5 protein-coding genes are annotated in these 17,995 nt (G+C 68.0%); all 5 read left to right on the top strand.

Annotation, left to right across the window (positions count from 1 at the left end; genetic code table 11):
• Nucleotides 1-2: 2 nt before the first annotated feature.
• From ACFYPD_RS26595 to ACFYPD_RS26615, 5 genes are read left to right on the top strand one after another with little or no spacing between them, the layout of a single operon-like run.
• Entirely contained in the window at nt 3-2,804 is a 2,802-nt protein-coding gene (locus ACFYPD_RS26595) for a helicase-related protein (RefSeq protein WP_387118909.1), read from the top strand.
• Nucleotides 2,801-7,720, top strand: coding sequence for a class I SAM-dependent DNA methyltransferase (locus tag ACFYPD_RS26600; protein ID WP_387118912.1), 4,920 nt, complete (start codon nt 2,801-2,803; stop codon nt 7,718-7,720). The genes ACFYPD_RS26595 and ACFYPD_RS26600 overlap by 4 nt, the downstream gene beginning before the upstream one ends.
• Nucleotides 7,717-14,145: a DEAD/DEAH box helicase gene (locus ACFYPD_RS26605; RefSeq protein WP_387118915.1), complete on the top strand. Its 6,429-nt coding sequence runs from the start codon at nt 7,717-7,719 to the stop codon at nt 14,143-14,145. Before ACFYPD_RS26600 ends, ACFYPD_RS26605 begins: the two co-directional genes overlap by 4 nt.
• Nucleotides 14,145-16,313 carry a UvrD-helicase domain-containing protein gene (locus tag ACFYPD_RS26610; RefSeq protein ID WP_387118918.1) on the top strand — a complete coding sequence of 723 codons (2,169 nt, stop codon included), beginning with the start codon at nt 14,145-14,147 and terminating at the stop codon, nt 16,311-16,313. Before ACFYPD_RS26605 ends, ACFYPD_RS26610 begins: the two co-directional genes overlap by 1 nt.
• A 52-nt stretch (nt 16,314-16,365) precedes the next feature.
• Nucleotides 16,366-17,634 (top strand): protein kinase, encoded by a 1,269-nt coding sequence (locus tag ACFYPD_RS26615; RefSeq protein WP_387118921.1) that lies wholly within the window; start codon nt 16,366-16,368, stop codon nt 17,632-17,634.
• Nucleotides 17,635-17,995: the final 361 nt, after the last annotated feature.

Here is a 17,995-nt window from a genome sequence, read left to right on the forward strand (position 1 = left end):
CGATGACCACCTCCCAGGACGCCACCTTCGCCCCGGGCTCCCGCATCGTCGTCCGGGACGAGGAGTGGCTGGTACGCAGCGTCAAGACCGGCACCGCGGACCGCACCATGATCAAGGCCGTCGGCGTCTCCGAGTTCGTGCAGGACGTCGAGGCGACCTTCTTCACCGCGCTGGACGAGATCCAGGCAATGCGCCCCGAGGAAACGGTCCTGGTCCCGGACACCTCGTCCCGGTTCCGGCAGAGCCGGCTCTTCCTGGAGGCGGTGCTCCGGCGTACGCCGCTGCCCCGCACCGAGCGCGGCCTGGCCCTGGCCGACCGATTCCTGCTCGACCCGCTGACCTACCAGCAGCGCCCGGTCGAGCTGGCACTCTCGGGCTTGCGGCCGCGGATCCTGCTCGCCGACGTGGTCGGTCTCGGCAAGACCCTGGAGATCGGCCTGATCCTCGCCGAGCTGATCCGCCGGGGCCGGGGCGACCGGATCCTGGTTGTCTCACCCCAGCAGGTGCTGGAGCAGTTCCAGCGGGAGCTCTGGACCCGGTTCGCCATCCCGCTGGTACGGCTCGACTCGACCGGCATCCAGCGCATCCAGCAGGAGATCCCCGCCGGGCGCAACCCGTTCACCTACTTCAAGCGGGCCATCATCTCGGTCGACACGCTCAAGGATGCCGGCCAGTTCGGCCACCACCTCGACGCCACGACCTGGGACGTCGTCGTCATCGACGAGTCGCACAATCTCATCAACAAAGGCACCAAGCGCAATGAGCTGGCCCGCCGGCTCGCCGCGAAGACCGACGCGCTGCTGCTGGCCAGCGCCACCCCGCACAACGGCAACAGGGAGTCCTTCGCCCAGCTGATCTCGCTGCTCGACCCGGCGGCCATCGCCAACGAGAAGGACTACGACGCCAAGGACATCGCCCACCTATACCTGCGACGCACCAAGATCAGCCCGGAGGTACGGGACCAGATTGGCGACCGGTGGGCCGACCGTGGCCCGTCCCAGGCGCTGCACTGCCAGGCCAGTCCGCTCGAGGAGCAGATTTTCGACGAGCTGACCGACGTGTGGCTGGCGGGCAAGTGGACCGACGAGGCGATCACCGGCCAGCACCGGCTCTTTCCGTACACGCTGTTGAAGTCCTTCCTCTCCTCGCACCGGGCACTGCACGAGACGGTGACCAACCGGCGGAAGAAGGCCGCCGGCACCGAGCGGATGGCGCTGGACCGGCTCGCGGAGCTGACCTCCGCGATGACCGACCGCGACTCCAGCAAGCTGCGGAAGCTGGTTGAGGAGCTGAAGAAGATTGGCGTCGGCAAGGGCAGCGACACCCGGGCGGTGGTCTTCTCCGAGCGGGTGCCGACCATCAAGTGGCTTGCCGAGGTGGTCCCCGGCCTGCTCGGTCTCAAGCCGAGCGCCGTGCGGGTCCTGCACGGCGGCATCGCGGATCAGGACGAGCAGAAGATCCTGCAGGAGTTCGAGCTGGCCGGCAGCGAGGTGCGGCTGCTGTTCACTGGCGACGTCGCCTCCGAAGGTGTGAACCTGCACCAGCAGTGCCACCACCTGATCCACTACGACATCCCGTGGAGCCTGATCCGCATCGAGCAGCGCAACGGCCGTATCGACCGCTACGGCCAGAAGCACCAGCCCCAGTTCCGCGCGCTCATCCTCAACTCCGACCGCGAGGACGCGAAGGACGACCGTACGGTCTCCCAGAAGCTGCTCGAGCGGGAGGAGAACGCCCACCGCAGCCTCGGCAGCGTGGAGGCCGCGACCGGCCAGTTCGACGCCAAGGCCGAGGAGGACCGGCTCGTCCGCGACCTGCTCAACGGCAAGACGGTGGACGAGTCCTACGAGGCCGCCCACGCCGAGATCGACGTGATGGCCGACCTCTTCGGCGACGTCGGCACCGCCCCCGTCGCGGCGGACGTCGCCCAGGCCCGGGTGCCGAAGCTCTTCGCCTCTACTCAGGATTTCGTCGACGCTGCCCTGTACGAGATCTATGAGGACCGGCCCGAGGACCACATCGACCTGCGTCGCGAGGACGAGCTGCTGACCTTCCTCGCCCCTGACGACCTGGTGCACCGGCTCACCGACCTGCCCCGCTCCTATCTACGCGCGCACCGCGAGGGTGAGGACCTGCGGCTCAAGGTCACCTTCGACCGCAAGCTCGCCCAGCGCAAGCTCGACCAGGCCCGGCAGAGCAAGACCCCGATGTGGCCGGAGATCGCCTTCCTCAGCGACGTCCACCCGATGGTCGACTGGCTGGTCGACAAGGTCCTCATCCGCCTCGGCCGCCAGCAGGCCCCGGTGCTCACCGCCGACGTGGCCGCACCGACCTATCTGATCCAGGGCGTCTACGCCAACCGCCTCGGCCAGCCGACCGTCGTTCAGTGGATGGCAGTCTCCGGCCTACCCGCAGCGCCCGAGATCCGGCCCATGGACGAGGTGCTTCGTGAGGCCAACGTCGGACCGTCGATGGTCAACCGGGCGGAGGCTGTCGCGCTCGAACCGTTGAGGCAGCTCCTGCCGCAGGCCGTCGATGCCGCCCGGGATTACCTCAAGGGCAAGCGCGCCGAGTGGGCGGAGGCCAACGCCGAGCCGCTACGGAAGTACCGCCAGCAGCTGACCCACTTCCAGCAGGCCAGTCTCTTCGACGAGTTGCCGGCGCCGCATCGTGAGAAGCGCCGCCAGCGTGTTGACGCCACCGTCCAGGAGCAGCACGACCTGCTTGACCGCTTGGAAGCCGACGGCGACCCGCTGCTGCGGGTGCTCGCCGTCCTCGTACCGTCCCCGGAGAGTGCAGCATGAGTTTCGAGTCGCTGACCAACCGCGGCGAATACCTCTCCGCGCACTACCTCGCCGAGATCCTGCCCACCACCCTCAAGGGCGGCCTGCTCAAGCAGTGGACCGAGCGGGAGAAGGCCGGCGAACCGACCCCTCGCACCGGCCTGCGCGGCCTGCGCCGGCCCTACTTCGAGGCCAAGACCGAGCTGGCCGACGACGAGTTCTTCGACCCGGAGCGGCTGCGCAAGCTGCACCAGGAGCTGCTTAAGGCGCTCGGGTTCGAGCCGCAGCCGCAGACCATCACCGTCGAGCGGGCCGGCCAGGAACACCAGATCACGGTGGCCCATGCCGAGTTGACCACCGCGCACGGCATCGTGGCGCTCGACTGTGGTTGGGCCGTCGATACCGAGGCCGCCCAGGATCCGGACGACGCCGGCCGACTGCTCGACCCGGTCACGCTGGCCGCGAACGAGACCATCGACACCGGCGCGAAGCTCGCCTCCTGGCTCTTCGCCGCCGAGACGCCACCTCGGTACGTGCTCATCCTCAGCGGCGGCGTCATCACCCTGGCCGACCGCGGCGCCTGGGGCGAGGGCCGGTACCTCGCCGTCAGCCTCGACACCGCCTACGGCCGCAACGACGACAAGGAGTACGACGTCGTCGCCGCCCTCTTCGGCGCCGACTCGCTGCGCCCGCCCGTCGAGGGCGGCACCGATCCCCTCGCCGACCTGGTCGCCGGCTCCCGCCAGCACGCCGTCGGCGTCTCCAGCGAACTCCGCGAGGGCTTGAAGGTCTCCGTCGAACTCATCGCCAACGAGGTTCTCGACCGCATTAGGCAGACCGGCTACCAGCCGCAGCAGGTGATGGACCTCGACGAGCTGGCCAAGGAGCTGGGCCGGGAGTCCCTGCGCTACCTCTACCGGATCCTCTTCCTGCTCTACGCCGAGGCCCGCCCCGAGCTGGGCGTCCTCCCGGTCAACGACCGCGAGTACGTCCAGGGCTACAGCCTCGCCCGCATCGGCGACCTCGTCTCCCGCCGGCTCGCCCCCTCCGCCGAGGGCGGCTTCCACCTGCACGAGTCGCTCGACCTGCTCTTCCGGATGGTCAACGGGGGCCACCGGCCGCGCGGCGGCGCGGAAGTCGACGACAAGGCCAGCGAGGGAGAGGGCCTACGCTTCGAGCCGATGCGCTCGGACCTGTTCCTGCCGGAGAAGACCAAGCTCATCGGTCGGCTGATCGCCGAGCCGGGCAGCGACCCCGATGACCCCGACGGTCCGAAGATCGACACCCGACTGCGCAACAAGGTCCTCTACCAGGTGCTGCGCCGGCTGATGCTCACCAAGGGCGCCAAGAAACGCCGCGGCGGCTTCATCTCGTACGCCCAGCTCGGCATCAACCAGCTCGGCGCCGTCTACGAGGGCCTGATGTCCTACACCGGCTTCGTCGCCACCGAGCAGCTCTACGAGGTCGCCAAGAACGGCGACCCCAAGGACGGCTCGTGGATGATCCCCGCCTCCAAGGCCGAGGAGTACGAGGATGGCGTCTTCGTATACAAGGAGGACCCGTATACCGGCGTGCGCAGCCGCGTCAGCTACGCCCCCGGCGCGTTCGTTTACCGGCTCGCCGGACGGGACCGGCAGACCAGCGCCTCCTACTACACTCCGCAGTCGCTGACCGAGGTCACCGTCCAGCTCGCGCTCAAGTACCGCCTCGACCAGGACGGCACGGTAACCCCGGCTCGGGATCTGCTGGACTGGACGATCTGCGAGCCGGCGCTCGGCTCCGGCGCGTTCCTCAATGAGGCGATCAACCAGGTCGCCGCCGAGTACCTGCGCCGCCGCCAGAAGGAACTCGAAGTCACGCTCGACCCCGAGCAGTACCACCTGGAACTCCAGCGGGTGAAGGCGTACATCGCCCTGCACAACTCCTACGGCGTCGACCTCAACCGCACCGCCGTCGAGCTGGCCGAGGTCTCGCTCTGGCTCAATGTCATGCATGCCGGCCTCCAGGCGCCCTGGTTCGGCCTGCACCTGCAACGCGGCAATTCGCTCATCGGCTGCGGTCGCAGGCTCTACGACCCAAATCAGCTCGTCAACAAGTCGTGGCTCTCCACCGCTCCGATGGAGAAGCCGTTCCGAGACGGGCCAATCGACGAGGGCACCGTCCATCACTTCCTGCTCCCCGCCGACGGGTGGGGCGCGGTTGCGGGGCAGAAGGAGGCCCGCGAGCTGGCACCGGAGGAGACCGCCAAGCTGAAGGCATGGCGTACGGCGATGAAGCGGGCGCCGTCGGCCAAGGGGAAGAACTCGCAGGTCAAGCGGCTGCAGGCGCTCGCCCGGCGGGTTGAGTTCCTTTGGGGCCTCGTGCAGCAGCGGCTCGCCATCTCCGAGCGGGAGATCCGCCGCGAAATCAAGGTCTGGGGCGCCGACGACCTGCCTGAGGTGCGCGACGCGGTGCCTCGGGAGAAGATCCTCGCCGACCTGACCGCGCCCGGCACGCCATACTGGCGGCTCAAGACGCTGATGGACGTGTGGTGTGCGCTGTGGTTCTGGCCGCTCGACAAGGTCGGCCTGCTCGACGGCTCCCACCCGGCATACCCGGCCGAGCCCGTCCAGGTGTCGCACGTAAAGGACGTGCCTGCGTACGAGGAACCGGCCGCCTACGAGGTCGCGGACCTCTACGGGAACGTGCAGCCGCAGCAGATGAAGCTGCCGACCAAGGCGACCGGCACCCGCCGGATGAGCGTGGCGGAGCAACTTCGCCGGCAGGTGACGCTGACCAACCTTGACGACTGGCTCACCTTTGCCGAAGCGCTCATCGGTCGCAGTGACCTGGACGAGAGCACCGAGCGGTTCTACGGCCGGAAGCTCACGAGCCTGAGCGAGATGAGCGATTTCGAGCAGAAGCTCGACGGCATCATTGGTGTCGACGCGCCCTGGACGCTCTCCGACCGGTTTCCCTGGCTCCTCGCCGCCGACCAGATCGCCGACCAGCAGGGCTTCTTTCACTGGGAACTCACCTTCGCCCAGGCTTTCACGCGAGGCGGCTTCGATCTTCAGGTGGGCAACCCGCCGTGGGTCAGACCCGATTGGCTGGATAGCTCTGTGCTGGCTGAGGTTGACCCATGGTTCATGATTGTCGAGGATGTCGACTGGGAGATCTACGCCCAGCGTAGGCGTGACTTGTTGGGGAACACCGGCACGCGCCAGTTCTACCTCAGTGAACGTGCGGTGATTGGCGGCCACGCGGCCTTCACGGGGTCCCCAATTTGCTATGAGGTTCTGGGCGCTGCGCGGGCCGACTTCTATCGTTGCTTCATCGTTCAGGTATGGCGGAATGCGGCCCCGGCGGGCATTTCGGGCTTGCTTCATCCTGACACGCACCTCAGTGGGCCTCAGGAGGGGGCCCTTCGCCCGGAGGCGTACCGGCGCCTGCGGATACATGGAAGCTTCGTCAACGTATCTAACTGGGCATTTGCGCATCCCGTAGGTAGGAAGCAAGAGTTCGGCCTAAACATCTACGGAACCCCTGCAGCGGTCTCCTTCATTCATGCCAGCAAGTTGTACTCGGTCGAAACCTTTATGGCGTCGCTCGAACATGACGGACGTGGTGATCTTCCGGGTATCAAGAATGGCCGGGGCTGGGACCGTAGACCTCATAAAGAACGCCTAGTCCATGTTGATGTTGCTCGCCTCGAAACGTGGCGGCGGCTTCTGAATTTGGGCGAAGTGCCGGTTGACGAGACGCCGCTTCTTCATCCTGTTACAACTGCGGAGAATGCGGCAATGGAAGTGTTGGCTGAGGCTGCGCCGAGGTTGCGGGATTGCAGGGCCTCCATTAGCTCTGGCCTGAATGAGCGGACCGACAAGGCGGCGGGTTACTTCTGTGAGAGTGTTGGGCGCCGGTCTAACTGGAAAGAGGTGATCCTCAAGGGCCCGAACTTCGCGTTGGCTACCCCATTCGCAAAGCAGGAGCCGCACACAGGGAACTTTGATCAACCGGTAGATCTTGAAGTGCTTCCAGAGGACTTTCTGCCTGCTACTAAGTATCTTCCATCAGGACTGCGAGATGCATATGAGCGCAAACTTGACAAGTGGCCTGATGCTGGTGGCAGTACCCGTCTTTGCACTGATTTCTATCGCGTCTTTTGGCGCGAGATGACCAAGGCGGAGAATGAGAGGAGTCTTTTCGTCGCGCTGCTTCCGCCAGGACCAAGCCATGTTCATGCCGTCCGAAGTATGGCGATGGAAAGCGATTTGCGGACCGCGCTAATTGCCGGATTTTGGTCGGCGATGCCTCTAGACTACTTGCTAAGAGTAACTGGCAGAGATCACATGAGTCGCGCCGAGGCCCTCGTTATGCCGGTGCCCAACGAAGGTCACCCCTTGCAGTCTGCGCTTCTGCTTCGTGCGCTCAGGCTGAACGCTTTAACTGTGAGCTATGAACGGCTTTGGGAAAGCCTGTACTCGGACTCTTGGCGGCAAGAGGAATGGGCCTTGCCATGGCCTGTCTCCATGCCGCTCGGCAATGTGGCCCAGCGTTGGTCACCGTCCGCACCGTTTCGCAATGAGTTGTCGCGACGAGCGGCGTTGGTGGAGATTGACGCCCTGGTGGCAGTGTGGCTTGGTATGAGCGTTGATTCGCTGTTGGCGATATACCGATCTAGGTATGGCACGCTTGCAAAGTATGAGGCTGATATGTTTTTTGATGCTGACGGACGGAAGATCGCGGCGGACCGAATCGTTTGGGGGCGGCGGCAGCGGCCTGAGACTTTTGTGCAACTAGCAAAGTACGCGGCCGATCCGGAGCGGAATCCGGTGCCGGAGGGGTATATCGCGCCGTTTTACAAAGTGGATCGGGAGAGCGAATACCGGCAGGCGCACGCCGTCTTCAGTAAGCGCCTACAGGACGCCGTCGACGCTGGCTGGCAGCCGTCGTGAGGCCAAGCATCGCCGCCGACACCTTACGTCGGAACCTCACCCAATACCTGACCACCACCTTCGGGCTGACCGAAGAGGGCGTACGCCAGGGCCTGGAAGGCTTCCTATCCCACCCGGAGCAGGGCATCTTTCGCGGTCCGTATCTGCGGATCCGCACCCCCTTCCGCCCGGCGGAGGGGCACTGGCGGGCGTGCCTGGAATGGGCCCCGGCTGACTTCACCCCCTACCTGCACCAGGCGAAGGCGTTTGCCCGGCTGTCGACCAGGGGAAAGGCGGCCGAGCCGACGCTGATCACCACTGGCACCGGTTCCGGCAAGACCGAGTCGTTCCTGATCCCCGTGGTCGACCACTGCCGCCGGCAGCGGCAGCAGGGGAAGCCCGGCATCAAGGCAATCCTGCTCTACCCGATGAACGCCCTCGCGACTGACCAGACGCAGCGCATCAACGAGCTGCTAGCCGATCCGGCGCTCAGCGGGGTCACCGCCGGCCTCTACATCGGCGACGTTGCGGCCATCGAGTACCAGCACGTGATGACCAAGCGGTCGGAGATGCGCCGGACCCCGCCGGACATCCTGATCACCAACTACAAGATGCTGGACCTGCTGCTCCAGCGCGCCGACGACCTTCCGCTCTGGGAGGAAGCCGAGCCGGCGTACGTGGTGCTCGACGAGTTCCACACCTACGACGGCGCGCAGGGCACCGACGTGGCGATGCTGCTCCGCCGGCTCGCCGCCGCGCTTTGCCTCGACGAGCCGGACCGGCCGTTGGGCCCGATCTGCCCGGTCGCCACCTCCGCCACCCTCGGCGAGGGCGGCGGCCGGGACGGCCGTACGGCCATCCGTGAGGTCGCCGAGCAGGTGTTCGGCGTCGCCTTCGACGCCGAGTCGTTGGTGGGGGAGGACCGCTACGAGCCGGGCGAGTTCATGGTCCACCAGGACTTCAGCCTGCCGCTGCCCAGCCCGGAGCAGCTCGCCGCCGTCGACGACCGGGACCCCGAGCGGATGATGGCCGAGGTCGCCGAGCTGGTGGTCGGTGAGCCCTGCCTCGACAACCCGGAACGCCTCGGTGGGCTGCTCCGCCAGCACCCGCTGACCAAGGCGGTGCTCGACTCGCTCCAGGCGCGGCCGTGCACCCTCGACGAGATCATCGACGTGCTACCCCGGAAAAACGCCACCGGTTGGGGCAGCGCCATGAAGACCCGCCCCGAGGTCACCGCGAAGGCGCTCGCCCGTTTCGTCGGCCTGCTCTCGATGGCGCAGAATCCGCAGGCGCCGGGCCGGCCGCTGCTCAACATTGAGACCCACCTGTGGGTACGAGCCGTCTCCCGGTTGCTGCGCGGCACCTCCCACCAGCCCGCCTTCGGCTGGTACGGCGAACCGCCCCGCGAGCTCGACCCGTACGCACCCGATGCCGACGTCGTGGTCGCCGACAACCGCTACCCGCGCCTGCCCGCCATCTACTGCCGGCACTGCGGACGGTCCGGCTGGATGGCGCTGTCGCCGGAGAAGGACCCGCAGGAGCTGGAGATCGACCCGGATAAGATCTACCGGGCCAGCGTCGGCCGGGACAAGCGCCGCGTCCGCGCGTTGATCGCAGCGACCGACGACGAGATCCGGCAGCGCTCCGGCGGCCTGCTGATCCTGGAGTACGGCCGGCGGGTGCGCCCCTTTGACGAGCACCGGGACCGGAAGCCGAGTGAGGACGCGATCGTCGTGCTCGGAGACATCCTCGCCATCGACGCGGCCGAGAAGGACCGCTGCCCGTCCTGTCAGATGGACCACGGCATCCGCTTCCTCGGCGCCGGCCTGGCCACCCTCGCCTCGGTGACGATCACCCAGCTCTTCACCGGCGGCGAGCTGGACGAGCGCGAGAAGAAGACGCTGCTCTTCAACGACTCGGTGCAGGACGCCGCGCACCGCGCCGGCTTCGTCGCCAACCGCTCGTATACGTTCTCTCTGCGCTCTCTGCTCGCCAGCCGGCTGCACCCGGGGCAGCCGGTCGGGCTGGACGACCTCCTCGCCGAGATGATCGAGGCGGCGGCGCGGCCGGAGATCCTCTCCACCGTCGTCCCGCCCGACCTGCACGACCAGCCGGGAGTCGACGCTCTGCTCGCGCGAGAGCACACCGGCAGCCGGGAGACCTGGTCGCTGATCAGCGAGCGGCTCGTGTTCGCCACCGTGATGGAGACCGGGCTGCGCTCCCGCCAGGGGCGCACCCTGGACCTGACCCGCAGCGTCGCCGTCGAGGTCGCCCTCGACGACCCCGCCAAGGCCGCCGCGATCTGCCGGGACGTACACCTGACCGGCCCTTGGCAGTTGGGCGGCACGCCGCCCGACGACGCCCGCTACCTCGCCTTCCTTCGCGGCCTGCTGGAACGGCTGCGGACGCGCGGCGCCGTCTACCACGAGTGGCTGGCGCCGTACCTGAAGCGGGGCGGCACCCGGTGGCAGGTGTGGGGCGGTCGCCCGGCCGGGATGCCCGCCTTCCCGAGGGGGGTTTCGGCGCCCGCGTTCCTGCTCGCGACGCCGAAGTCCCGCTCCGAGTTCGACGCGATTACCGCCCGCGGCAACTGGTACCAGGACTGGACCTTCCGCTGCCTGGGCCTGGACCTCGGCGACGCCGGCAGTTACCTCGGCCGGCTGCTACCGGCCCTGGCCGCCGCCGGCATTGTCGCCGCCGGCGAAACCGAGGACAACAACCAGGTGTACGGGTTGATGCCCGGCCACCTGCGCGTCACCCGGCTCGACGACACCGCCGCCGTGCTGGCTGGAGTCGGCTGCGACACCTGCCACTGGCAGCAGACCGAGCATCCCGACCGGGTCGCCGACTGGATCGGCCAGCCCTGCCGGCAGTACCGCTGCCGCGGGCGGCTGCAGCCCGCCCACGACGACACCGCACCCGACGACTACTACCGGCGGCTCTACCTGGAGAGCGACGTCTTCCGCGTGGTGACCGGCGAACACACCGGCATGCTCACCCGTGTCCAGCGGGAAACCGTCGAGCAGCAGTTCCGCCAAGGGGAGCGGTATACAGATCCGAACGTCCTCTCCTGCACGCCGACCCTGGAGATGGGTATCGACATCGGGGCGCTTTCCGCGGTCGTGCTGGCGTCGCTCCCGCAGGGGCCGGCCAACTACGTGCAGCGGGCCGGTCGGGCTGGCCGCAAGAGCGGCAACGCGCTCGTCCTCACCCTGGTCGGCCGCAGCGAGCGGGACCGCTACTACCTGACCGAGCCGAGGGACATGATCGCGGGGCAGATCGTGCCACCCGGCTGTTTCCTTTCCGCCGTGGAGATCCTGCGCCGGCAGTACCTTGCGCACCTGATCGACCTGGCTGCGCGCGGCCGGCTGCCCGGGGTGCTGCCGATGCCCCGGCGGGCGCACGTGCTCTTCGGCCCGAGCGGCTGGCTCACCAACCTCGCGGAAGCTGGCCGGCGCGACGGGGCCCGGCTGGTGGAGGACTTTCTGACGCTGTTCGGTGACAAGGTTCTGCGGGCCGCCTCCGACCAGCTTCGAGAGTTCGCGGTGGACGGCATCGTGCACCGGGTGAAGGAGGCCGACGAGACCTGGGAGGAACGGCTGGCCGACCTGCGGCGCCGGCTCCAGGAGATCGCCAAGGCCCGCGGCACCCTGGTGCCTAGCGACCCGGACCACGCCCGCGAGATCAAGATGCTCAAGGCGGAGGAAGGCGCGGTCCGCCGCCGGCTGCGGGAGGTCAGCGCCGCCGCTGCCCACGGCACCCTGGTCGAGTTCGGGCTGCTGCCGAACTACGCGCTCATCGACAGCCGCACCGACCTCGAAGCCACCCTGACCTGGGAGGAGCAGACCGACGGCGACCGCCGTTTCCATAGTGAACTGCGCGAGTACGCCCGCCCCGCCCGCCCAGCCCTCGTCGAGATCGCCCCCGGCAACAGCTACTACGTGCGGGGCTACAAGCACGAGATCTCCGGCCTCGACATCGGCCCGGCCGATCGGCCCGCCTATGAGCAGTGGCGGGTCTGTGCCCAGTGCGGGTACGTGCGCACCCACCTGGCCAAGGAGGACACCAGCGCGTGCCCGCGCTGCGAGGACGGGGGCATCGCCGACCACGGCCGGCTGTTCCAGGTGCTCCAGCCGACGCGGGTCTACAGCCGGGACAAGCGCGACGACGCCCGGATCCGGGACGACAGCGATGACCGGGACCGCCGTTTCTACGCCACCAGCGTCGCGGTCGACATCGACCCCGCCAAGGTCGAGTCGTCGTGGCGGCACGCCCGCGACACCTTCGGCGTCGATTACAGCCGGCACGCAATGATCCGCCGCTTCAACCTCGGCGCCCAGCGCTACGACCGGACCGCCGAACTCTTCGCTGGCGAGGAGGTGCGGATCAACCGGTTCCACACCTGCACCTCATGCGGTGGCACCACGGTGGATGGCACTCCGGCGGCCAGCCAGCAGCTCGCCGCGCAGGCCTCCGGCACGACCGTAGTCCAGGGCGCGGAGCACCACCTGCCGTGGTGCCCGTACCGGCGTTCGGCGGCCGGCCCGAACAGCCACGTGGATCTGATCCTGGCCCACGAGCTGGAGACCGAAGCGCTGCGCATCCTCATCCCGGCGGCGACCGCGATGGTGCAGGAGCGGCTGCTGTCCTTCGCCGCCGCGATCCGGCTCGGCATCGCGGCCCAGTACGGCGGCGAGCCGGCCCACCTGCAGGCCGTCCCGGCCACGATGCCCGACGGGCACAGCGAGGGCACCCGCAACTTCGTGGTCGTCTACGACACCCAGCCGCAGGGCACGGGATATCTGCACCGTCTCGCCAAGCCGGACGAGTTCCGGGCGGTCCTGGAGCTGGCCCGGCAGCGCATCGTCGACTGCGACTGCCGGCACGAGGCCAAGCCCGTCTGCCACCGCTGCCTTCTGCGCTATGCCCGCAACGAGCACTTCGCCCTCATGAGCAGGGACGAGGCGCTGGGCATGCTCGACAAGCTCCTGGACAGCTGGGGCGTTGAGGAGGGCACCCGTACCGATGAAATCTCGCTAATCCACCAGGTGGAGAGCGAACTGGAGCTGCAGTTCCTGACCAAGCTGCTGGCCCTCGGCGAGACGCCGGGCTCCGGGCTGCGAATCGACCGACGCCGGGACCACGACGGCGCCCGCATCGCCGACCTGAGGTTCGTCCGGGACGGCGGGCAGAGCGTCACGCACTGGCAGATGAAGCTGCAGAACACGGTCAAGGGCACCCGACCTGATGTGCACTTCAAGCGCCTCGACGCGCCGGCGCCGGAGGTGGCCGTCTACCTCGACGGGTTCAAGTACCACGCCTCTTCGCAGTACAACCGGCTCGCCGACGATGCCGAGAAGCGCGCCCGGCTGCGTGCTCACGGCTACCTGGTCTTCGCCTCCACCTGGGACGACGTCAAGACCTGGGGGAGCGCTGAAGGGCAGGGGCGCTGGACGCCGTACGGCGGGGTCTGCAAGCAGACGGCGCGGGAGCGGTATCGGCAGTTCCTCCCCGGCGCGGATCCGGACGAGCTGGAGGAGGCGATCTGGACCAACCCGATCGAGCAGCTGATGCGCTTCCTCGCCGACCCGGACCTCGTCCGCTGGCAGCGCCGAGCGGAGGCGACTCTGGCGGGCATGCTCAAGCAGGCCCGTGACAACAGCCCCACCGACTCCGCTGGTGTCGGTGATCGGTTGCTCGCCTCGCTGCGCGGCGAGCCGCTGCCTGCGCCCTCGCCGCAACGCCACATCATCGTCGGCCGCGCGCGTGACAACGCAGATTGTCCCGTAACGGTGGTCGTCGACAGCCGCAGCAAGCCTCTGCCCACGTGGTCGGCGCTCACCGTCGTCGACGATCTGCCGGCTGCGGTTGCCGGCGAGGGACACAAGGAGCGCTGGGCGGCCTGGCTCGCCTGGGGCAACGTCATCCAGTTCCTCGCCAACGGCGGCGGTGACGCCGGCCAGCTCGCGAACTCCACCCTGGGCACCTTCGATCCCGCGTCGATGGCGGTCACCGAAGGCACCGGACTCGTGTTGGCCCAGCGGGCGCTGCCGTTGGACGAGGAAACCGCCACCTGGCTCGGCGTCGCGCCGCAGCAGGTGCCAGCCGACCCGGAGCCGGTCGACGACGAGTCGCCTTGGCATGAGGTCCTGCAGTACATGGACCGTGACGAGGACACGCTGGAGCTTCTCGTACAGCAGCTCGCGCGGCAGAACCTGCCCGCACCGGTCGTCGGCTACGAACTGGGCGACCAGGCGTGGCCCGCGGAGCTCGCCTGGCCGGATCGGCGGATCGCCATCGTGCTCACCGGCCGGCCCGACGATCCAGAAACGGAAGATCGCGACCGGGCGTACGCCGAGGCGGGCTGGCACGCGCGGACCGCGCGCGGATGGTCGGTTGAAGAGCTGACAGCACAGCTCACGGGGACGAGTGGGGGAGAGAGCTGATGAGCACCGGAGCCATCCTGCGGATGCTGGACCGCGCCGACAAGGAGGTCATGAAGCTCACCCGCGCGGACATCGGCGCGGTCTACGAGTTCATGCACAAGTTCCGACACAACCCGGAGAACCCGGGCCTCAACCTCAAGGCGCTCAACAGCGACTCCCGGCTGATGTCGGCCCGAGTGAACAAGGACTACCGGGCGCTGCTTCTGCATATCGCCGACCGCGACTACCTGCTCGTCGCGGTCAAGCATCGCGGCGAGGTGTACGACGACCTGTCTCGGTACGCGTACCGGATCAACCGGGTCACCGGTGGCATCGAAGTCGTCGACCTCGCGCCCGTCGGCGACAGCATCATCGGCCGTGTCGTGCCGCCGGACGCCGACCCGCAGCCTGCCCAGAAACCGCTCTTCGACACGTACACCGACGCACAGCTGCTGGAACTAGGCGTCTCCGAGCCGCTGCTGCCGCAGATCCGGGAACTCACCACCGAAGCCGAACTGCTGGAGCTACTCGACCGGGCACCGCAGCTCACCACCGACGTCCTGTTCGCGCTCTTCGACGGCACCCGGTACGACGAGGTGCTCCAGCAGGTCACCGACCCGGTACGCGCCGACGAGCCGGTCGACCCGGAGGACTTCGAAGCGGCGGTGCAACGCCCCGCCACACAGGTGACCTCGGACGACGAGGCGCTGCAGGCGATCATCGGCGAGGCCTTCGAGCGGTGGCAGATCTTCCTGCATCCAACTCAGCGCAAGCTCGTCGAGAAGAAGTACAACGGCCCCGCGCGGGTCGGCGGCGGTCCCGGCACCGGCAAGACCATCGTCGCGCTGCACCGAGTCGCGCACCTCGCCCGGCAACTGCCGCCCGGCACGGACAAGCCCATCCTGCTTACCACCTTCAACCGCAACCTCGCCGCCGACCTGCGGACCCGGCTGCTGGCCCTCGGCGGCCAGGAGCTGGTGGCGCGCGTCGACATCGTCAACATCGACCGCCTGGCCAGCCGGGTCGTGACCGAGGCGAAGGCGGGTGGTAGCCGGCGGGTGGTCGACGACAACCGGGTCTCCGAGCTGTGGAGCGAGTTCCTCCTCGAGACCGGCGAGTCCCGCTGGGACGCGGAGTTCCTAACCGCCGAGTGGACCCAGGTGATCCTCGGTCAGGTGCTCAACTCCCGGACCGAGTACTTCAAGGCACGTCGCCCCAACCGTGGCCGGAGCCTGACCCGGGTCGAGCGGGACCAGATTTGGCAGTTGACCGAGCGTTTCACCACGTGGCTCGAGAGTCGCGGTGTCTGGACCTGGCGCCAGGTGGCCCAGCGGGCAGCGCGCCTGGAGATGGACCGCGCAGCCGCTTCCACCGAGTCTTCCGGCGGCTTCCACCGCCCGCGCTACCGCCACATCGTGGTCGACGAGGCGCAGGACCTCAGTGCCGCCCACTGGAAGATGCTGCGCGCCATGGTCATCCCCGGACCGGACGACATGTTCCTGACCGGCGACACCCACCAGCGCATCTACGACAACCACGTGACGCTGAGCAGCCTCGGCATCAACATCCGTGGCCGTTCGTCCCGCCTTACGCTCAGCTACCGGACCACCCGTCAGATCCTGGCCGACGCGCTCCAGATCATGACCGGGGAGGTGTACGACGACCTCGACGGCGGCGAAGAAGACCTCGCCGGCTATCGGTCCCTGCTGCGAGGCGGCCGGCCGGTGTTCCGGGGCGCGGCTACCTGGGCGCAGGAGCGTGACCTGATCGCCGAGCAACTGCACACCTGGGGCAACCCCACCGACGGATCCGTCGCCATCTGCGTCCCCACGAGGGAACTCGCGGCCGACGTGATCAGCCGACTGGACGCCGACGGACTGTCGGCCGTGGAGATCGGGCCGGACGGTCCGAAGCAGCCCGACGGCATCCACGTCGGCACCATGCACCGATTCAAGGGCCTTGAGTACCAGCGGATGATCATCGCCGCGGTCAGCGATGGCCTCGTGCCCCGGCAGATGATCAGCCGCTACCGGGACACCGATCCCAAGCGCTACCAGCGCGAGCGCCAACGGGACCGGTCCCTGCTGTTCGTGGCCGCCACCCGGCCCCGCGACGAGCTGGCGGTGTTCTGGCACGGCACGCCCAGCCCGTTCCTGACCGCCCGTCTCGTGCAGCGACAGCTAACGTGAGTGCCGGCCTCTGTTCGGGCAGGGGCCGGCATGCGACGAGGGGAGGCCAGAGGTGCAGGCGCGGGACCGCATCGGCGACCGGTACGAGCTGACGTACCCGATCGGGCGTGGCGGGATGGGCCAGGTCTGGGCGGGCTTCGACGAGCGACTCGACCGGCCGGTGGCGGTCAAGTTCCTCCGGCAGATGGAGGTGCCGGAGGACGAGCGAGACGTCGCGGTCAGGCGCTTCCGGCGGGAAGCCGGGGCGACAGCCCGACTCGACCACCCGGGAGTGCCGACGGTTCACGACCTGGGTCAGCACGCCGACGACCTCTACATCGTCATGCAGCTTGTCCGCGGATATCCGCTAGCCGACCTCATCGCGGAGCAGGAGCAGCTCGCCGTCGGGGAGTCGGCTTCGATCGCCGCACAGGTCTGCTCCGTGCTCGCTGCCGCTCACGCCGCCTCGCTGGTACACCGCGACCTTAAGCCCCAGAACCTCATGATCACACCCTCGGGAGCAGTCAAGGTCCTCGATTTCGGCGTCGCCGCGCTGCTGGGTCCGGCCGAACAATCTCGCTTGACGGTCACGGGTCACACACTGGGCACTCCCGCCTACATCGCGCCGGAACAGGCCTCAGGCGGTGCTGTCGGCCCGGGTGCCGACCTGTATGCACTCGGATGCATCCTCTTCGAGATGCTCACCGGACGGCCGCCGTACGAGGCCAAGAACGCCCCTGACATGCTGCGCCGTCACATGCAGTCACCGATCCCAGTCGTCACCGAATACCGATCGGACGTGCCCGACGACTTGGCGCATCTCCTGTTCTGCCTTCTGGCCAAAGACCCGTCCGAGAGGCCGGCATCGGCTGCGAAGGTCCAGCAGCTCATTACGCCTTTCCTCGACGAGGTCAGCGCGGGAGTCTTGACTGCCCGGAGGGCTCGGCCGACCGGTCCTGCTTCTTCGACCCCCGCAGTTTCCGTGCCGTCGCAGACATCCTCCCAGGCGCTGGCTGAGTTGCGGGTGCAGGTGCAGGAGCTGGCCGAGAACGAACGGTTCGTGCAAGCGGCCGAGTTAGTGGAAGGTGCCCTCACCTCTGCTCCCGATGTCGAACGGTCCACTGAGGAGAACATTGCTCTACGACTCGATCTCGCCAACCTGTACGTGCTTGCGGGCAGCTTCAGGAAGGCTCGTCAGGCCTTCGATGCGCTTGCGCTGGATCTGGACCAGTCAGAGGATCGACAGGGTCTTGCCCACGAATGCCGGGAACAGGCGATAGCTTGCCAGTTCGAGCTGGGCGAGTCCGCAACTACCGAGGTACCCGCTACCCGTTTGCTCTGACGAGCAGGAGGGACTGTTCTCGCTGGTGCTAGCCTTCCGGCTTGTCGAGGCGGGGTAAATCGCCGCCTGGACGTCCGTATGGCGGTGGCCTCCTGGGCCAGTATTCGCCGCGACCGTGCAGTGCTGACCACCGGTTGCGCCTGGCGGCACCTCCCACCGGATCTGGGGTGTCCAAGGGAAGCGTGCACACCCGGATCGTCGTTCGGACCCGGGCAGAGGACTGTGGCGGCGGCTTCACGCGGACGCCTTCGACCAACTGGGGCTCGGTGGGCACCGCTGTCTGCTCCGCGCTGGCCACGAAAGTGCTCCCGCGGCCGGCGCTTCTCATCCAAGGATGGCCCTTCCGGCCGACGGCAATGCC

Origin of the sequence: Micromonospora sp. NPDC005299, from assembly GCF_042872345.1 — a bacterium.
Lineage (GTDB): Bacteria > Actinomycetota > Actinomycetes > Mycobacteriales > Micromonosporaceae > Micromonospora.